The sequence below is a fragment of the Micromonospora sp. NPDC002296 genome, assembly GCF_040296145.1.
Classification (GTDB): domain Bacteria; phylum Actinomycetota; class Actinomycetes; order Mycobacteriales; family Micromonosporaceae; genus Micromonospora.
In genome coordinates this window covers 1-6,420 of record NZ_JBEOWQ010000100.1, presented here as the reverse complement: position 1 = coordinate 6,420, position 6,420 = coordinate 1, and the positions used below count along the sequence as shown (strand labels likewise).

Genomic DNA, 6,420 nt, shown 5'->3' with positions numbered 1-6,420 from the left:
GTTCGCGAACCCCGCAACCCCGCCGGATCAACCCCTGCCCGCTCCACCACCTCCCACGACGCCTCCAACAACAACCGCTGCTGCGGATCCATCGCGGAGGCTTCCCGGGGCGAGATGCCGAAGAAGGCCGCATCGAAGTCCGCCGCGTCGTACAGGAATCCGCCCTGGTCGGAGTACGTGGTGCCGGGGTGCGCCGGGTCGGGGTCGTAGAGGCGGTCGAGGTCCCAGCCACGGTTGGTGGGGAAGTCGCCGATGGCGTCGACGCCGTCGGCGACGAGCCGCCACAGCCGATCCGGGTCGTCGGCCCCGCCCGGGTAGCGGCAGGACATGGCGACGATGGCGATCGGCTCGTCGTCGTCCACGGTGGTGACGGCGGCGGTCGGGGCCGGCGCGTCGGCGGCGCCGAAGAGGCCGGTGAGCAGGTGGCGGGCCAGCACGACCGGGGTGGGGTGGTCGAAGACGAGCGTGGTGGGCAGCGCCTGCCCGGTGGCGGCGACCAGCCGGTTGCGCAGCTCCACGGCGGTCAGCGAGTCGAAGCCGAGGTCCCGGAACGCCGTGCCGGCCGGAACGGCGGCGGCCCCGCCGTCGTGGCCGAGGACGTCGGCGGCCAGTTCCCGGACCAGGTCGGTGACGGTCTCCTCGCGCCGGGCGGCGGTCAGGCCGGTCAGCCGGCGGCGCAGGGTCGCCGCGGGGCCCTCGTCGCCGTCGTCGACGGGCGCGCCGCCGTCGAGGGCGGCCCGCGCCTCCGGTACGCCGTCGAGCAGCGGTCGCCGCCGCGCCGACGCGTACGCGGGGGCGAAGCGGGACCAGTCGACGTCGGCGACGGTGACGGCGACGTCGTCGTGGTCGAGGGCCTGCTGCAGGGCGGCCATCGCGACGGCGGGGTCCATGGCGGGCAGGCCACGGCGGCGCAGCCCCTGGTCGGAGTCGGCGTCGTGCATGCCGCCGTCGGCCCACGGGCCCCAGGCGACGGCGGTGCCGGCCCGGCCGTCGGCGCGCCGCTGCTGCACGAGCGCGTCGAGGTACGCGTTGCCGGCCGCGTAGCCGGCCTGCCCGGCGCTGCCCCAGGTCGCGGCGATGGACGAGTAGACGAGGAAGGCGTCGAGCTCCCGGTCGGCGAGCAGGTCGGAGAGGTGGATGGCCCCGGCGGTCTTGCCTGCGGTCACCTCGGCCAGTTCGGCCGGGGTGATGGCGGCCAGCGGGGTGGCCTGGGCGATGCCGGCGGCGTGCACGACGACGCGGACGGGCGGGCCGTCGGCCTCGACCCGGTCGAGCAGGTCGGCGAGGGCGGCGCGGTCGGCGATGTCGCAGGCGGCCACGGTGACCCGGGCGCCGAGGGCGGTCAGTTCGGCCTCCAGCTCGGCGGCGCCCGGGGCGGCGGGTCCACGCCGGCTGGCCAGCACCACGTGTTCGGCGCCGGCGGCGGCGAGCCGGCGGGCGGCGCGGGCGCCGAGCCCGCCGGTGCCGCCGGTGATCAGCGCGGTGCCGGTGGGCGTGAACCGGCGTACCGGGGGGCGGTCGCCGACGGCGGCGCGGACCAGGCGGCGGGCGAAGACGCCGGGGCCGCGTACGGCGAGCTGGTCCTCGCCGCCCGCGCCGGTGAGGATCGCGGCGAGCCGGCCGGCGGCGCGGTCGTCGGGGTGGGTCGGCAGGTCGACCAGGCCGCCCCAGCGGTGCGGGGCCTCGACGCCGACGACCCGGCCGAGGCCCCAGATCGCGGCCTGCGCGGGGTCGGCGAGCCGGTCGTACGAGGTGGCGGCGACGGCGCCCCGGGTGACCAGCCACAGCGGGGCGTCGATGCCGGCGTCGCCGAGCGCCTGGACCAGTGCGAGGGTGGCGGGCAGGCCGGGCAGGGCGGCCCGGTCGGCGGTCGGCGGTTCCCAGGCGAGCAGGGAGACCACCCCGGCGACGTCGGTGCCGGCGAGGGCGGCGGCGAGGGCGGCCCGGTCGGCGTCGGGGGCGACGGTCAGCGGCAGCGGTTCGTCCCCGGCGGCGGTGAGCGCGGCCCGGACGGCCCGTACGGCCGGGTCGTCGTCCAAGCCGGCGGGCAGGGCGAGCAGCCAGGTGCCGGTGAGCCGGCCGGCGGCCGGTTCGGCGGTGACCTGCCAGTCGGCCCGGTAGCGCCAGCCGTCGAGCAGCGAGTGTTCCTGTCGCTGCCGCCGCCAGTCGGCGAGGACGGGCAGCAGGGTGCGCAGGGACTCGGCGGCGGCCTCGTCGTCGACGGCCAGGGTGTCGCGCAGGGCGTCCAGGTCGGCCCGTTCGACGGCGTCCCAGAAGCGCCGGTCGAGCAGCCCGGTCGCGGCGGCGGCCGGGTCGGCCGGTTCCTCGGCCGGCACCCAGTAGTGCTGCTGCTCGAACGGGTAGGTGGGCAGGCCGACGAGGCGACCGGGCCGGTCGGCGAGCAGATCGGCCCAGGCCACGGGCGTGCCGGCGACGTGCAGCCGGGCGAGCGCGCCGAGCAGGGCGCGGCGTTGCGGGCGGTCCCCGCGCAGCACCGGCACGACCACGGCGGGGGCGACGTCGGGGGCCGTCCCGACGGCGGCGAGCGTCTCCTCGACGGCGGCGGTGAGGACGGCGTCGGGGCCGACCTCGACGAACGTGCCGACGCCGTGGGCCCGCAGGGTGCGGACGCCGTCGGCGAAGCGGACGGCCTCGCGGACGTGCCGCACCCAGTATCCGGGGGTGCGCAGCTGCGCCGGGTCGGCCAGCTCGCCGGTCAGGTTGGACACGATCGGCAGGGTGGGGGCGCGCAGGTCGAGGCGGGCGGCGACGGCGGCGAACTCGGCGAGCATCGGCTCCATCAGGGGGCTGTGGAAGGCGTGGCTGACCCGCAGTCGGCGGACCTTGACCCCCCGCCCGGTCCAGAGTTCGGCCAGCTCGTCGACGGCCGGGCCGGCACCGGAGACGACGACGGAGGTGGGCCCGTTGACGGCGGCGACGGCGACCCGGTCGGTCAGCCCCTCCAGGGAGGCGGCGACGTCGGCCTCGGCGGCGGCGACGGCGAGCATCGCCCCGCCGGCCGGGAGGGCCTGCATGAGCCGGCCCCGGGCCGCGACCAGGGCGGCGGCGTCGGCGAGGGTGAGCACGCCGGCCACGTGGGCGGCGGTGATCTCACCGATCGAGTGCCCGGCGACCAGGTCGGGGGCCAGCCCCCAGGAGCCGAGCAGCCGGTGCAGCGCCACCTCGACGGCGAAGAGCCCGGCCTGGGTGAACACGGTCTGGTCGAGCAGCGCCGCGTCGTCGGTGCCGGGCTCGGCGTTCAGGACGGGCCTCAGCGGCCGGGGCAGGTGCGGGTCGAGGTGGGCGCACGCCTCGTCGAGCGCCGCCGCGAAGACGGGGTACGCCTCGGCCAGCTCGCGGCCCATGCCGGCGCGCTGGGCGCCCTGGCCGGAGTACAGGAACGCGACGGCGCCCCGGTCGGCGGCGGCACCGGTGACCAGGCCGGGGGCGGGCCGGTCGTCGGCGAGGGCGGTCAGGGCGGTGAGCAGGCCGGCGGGGTCGTCGGCGAGGACGACCGCGCGGTGTTCGAGGGGGGACCGGGACACCGCCGAGGTCCAGGCGACGTCGGCGGGGCGCGGGCCGGCGTCGGCGGCGAGGTGGGCGGCCCAGCGCTCGGCCTGGCGGCGCAGCCCGGTGCGGGTACGGCCGGTGAGCAGCACCGGCGCGGGGCCGGGCGGTTCGGGCCGCTCGTCGGTGGCGGCGGGCTCCTCGGGCTGTTCGAGGATGAGGTGGGTGTTGGTGCCGCTCATCCCGAACGAGGACACGGCGGCCCGGCGGGGCCGGTCCACGGCCGGCCACGGGGTCGCCTCGGTGACCAGGGTGACCGCGCCGGCGGTCCAGTCGACGTGCGGGGTGGGTTCGTCGACGTGCAGGGTGGCGGGCACGGTCCCGTGCCGCATCGCCTGCACCATCTTGATGACGCCGGCGATGCCGGCGGCGGCCTGGGTGTGGCCGATGTTCGACTTGATCGAGCCGAGCAGCAGCGGCGCGGCGTCGCCCCGCTCCTGCCCGTACGTGGCCAGCAGCGCCTGCGCCTCGATCGGGTCGCCGAGGACGGTGCCGGTGCCGTGCGCCTCGACCACGTCCACGTCGGCCGTGGACAGTCGCGCGCCGGCCAGGGCCTGGCCGATCACCCGCTGCTGGGAGGGCCCGTTGGGGGCGGTGAGGCCGTTGGAGGCGCCGTCCTGGTTGACGGCGGAACCCCGGATCACCGCGAGGACGGGATGGCCGTTGCGGCGGGCGTCGCTGAGGCGTTCCAGCAGCAGCATGCCGACGCCCTCGGACCAGCCGGTGCCGTCGGCGGCCCCGGCGAACGACTTGCACCGGCCGTCGGCGGCCAGCCCGCGCTGCCGGGAGAACTCGACGAACGGGCCGGGGGTGGCCAGCACGGTCGCGCCGCCGGCCAGGGCGAGGCCGCACTCGCGTTGGCGCAGCGCCTGGCAGGCGAGGTGGATGGCGACGGACGCCGACGAGCAGGCGGTGTCCACGGTGACCGTGGGGCCCTCCAGCCCGAACGTGTACGCCAGCCGCCCGGACACGACGCTGGCGGCGGTGCCGGTGAGCACGTACCCCTCGACGCCGGGGGCGCGATGCAGCACGGCGGCGTAGTCCTGGCCGGAGGTGCCGACGAACACGCCGGAGCGGCTGCCGCGCAGGGACAGCGGGGCGATGCCGGCCCGTTCGAACAGCTCCCAGGTGACCTCCAGCAGCAGCCGCTGCTGGGGGTCCATGGCGACCGCCTCGCGGGGGGAGACGCCGAACAGGGCGGCGTCGAACTTCCCCGCGTCGTGCAGGAACCCGCCGGAGCTGGTGGTCGAGGTGCCGGGCCGGTCGGGGTCGGGGTGCTGAAGGCGGTCCAGGTCCCAGCCCCGGTCGGTGGGGAAGCCGCCGATGGCGTCCCCGCCGGTGGAGACGAACGACCACAGGTCCTCCGGCGAGGCGATGCCGCCCGGGTAGCGGCAGCTCATCGCGACGATCGCCACCGGCTCGGACTCCTCGGCGGTGACCTCGCGCAGCCGTTGGCGGGTCTGCTGCAGCTCGGCGACGACCCGCGTCAGGTATTCGCGCAGCCGCTCTTCGTCCGCCATGACTTCTCGCTTTCTCGTGACACCCACAGGTCCGTGCCGGGCGGGTCAGGACAGCCCGAGGTCCTGGTCGATGAGGTCGAACAGCTCCTGGTTGCTGGCCACCCGCAGCCGGTCCGCCACCTCGGCGGTCTCCTCCCGGTGCGGCTCGGCGGCGCCGAGCCGTTCGAGGAGGTGGTGCAGCCGCATGGTGATCCGGACCCGGCCGGTGTCGTCCGGGTCGCGCCGGGCCAGGGCGCTCTCCAACTGGTCGAGTTCGGCCAGGGTCGGCAGCGCCTCCACCGACGCCTCGCTGAGCAGTTCGGACCGCAGGTGTTCGGCCAGGGCCAGCGGGGTCGGGTAGTCGAAGACCACCGAGCTGGGCGGGTTGAGGCCGGTTAGCCGGGCCAGCTTCCCGCGCAGCTCCACGGCGGTCAGCGAGTCGAAGCCGAGGTCCCGGAAGGGCCGGGTGCTCTCCACCGCGTACGGGCTGTCGTGGCCGATGACCTCGCCGGCGGCGGTGCGGATCAGGTCGACCAGCACCCGGTTCTGCTCGGCCTGGGTCAGCTCGCCGAGCCGCTTGCGCAGTTCGGCGGCGACCTGGTCGCCGTCGGAGGCGTCCGCCCGGTCGGCGGCGGCCTGGGCGGCCACCTCGGCGAGGTCGCCGATCAGCGGGCGGGGGCGGGCGGAGGCGAAGACGGGCGCGAACCGGTCCCAGTCGACGTCGGCGACGGTGAGGACGGCGTCGTCGCCCTCGATGCCGGCGCGCAGGGCGGCCATCGCCGGCTCCCGGTCGAGCAGGGACACCCCGCGCCGGCTCATCGCGGCGGCGTGCGCGTCGGTCACCATGCCGCCGCCGGCCCACGGCCCCCAGTTGACGGACAGGACCCGGGCGCCCGAGGCGGGCCGGGACTGCGCGAACGCGTCCAGGAAGGCGTTGCCGGCGGCGTACGCGCCGTGGTCGCCGACGCCCCAGACGGCCGCGATGGACGAGAAGTGCACGACCAGTTCCAGCGGCCCGGGGTCGAGGAACTCGTCGAGGTGCCGGGCGCCGGCGATCTTGCCGGACACCACGTCGGCGAGTTCCGCCCCGCTGACCGCGGCGATCGGGTTGAGCCGGCCCACCCCGGCGGCGTGCACCAGCGCCTGCACGGTCTCGCCGTCGGCGCGCAGGCCGGCCACGAGGGCCGCGACCGCGTCCCGGTCGGCCAGGTCGCAGGCCAGGACGCGGGCCTGCGCGCCGAGCGCGGCCAGCTCCGCCACCGCCTCGTCGGCGCCGGGGGCGTCGGGGCCGCGCCGGCGGACCCCGCCCGGCCCGCGCCCGCCCGGGCGGGGCCGCCCCCCCCCGGGGATTCGA

Annotated in this window: 2 protein-coding genes; both read right to left on the bottom strand. The window is 77.5% G+C overall.

Translation table 11 applies throughout. From position 1 onward, the window contains the following. Window positions 1-5,087, bottom strand: a 5,087-nt coding sequence (locus ABT023_RS28695) for a type I polyketide synthase (RefSeq protein ID WP_350889775.1), incomplete at its 3' end; no start/stop codon positions are given. A 45-nt stretch (window positions 5,088-5,132) separates the two neighbouring features. Beyond that, window positions 5,133-6,420 (bottom strand): beta-ketoacyl reductase (locus tag ABT023_RS28690; protein WP_350889773.1); only part of this gene is annotated, 1,288 nt, incomplete at its 5' end.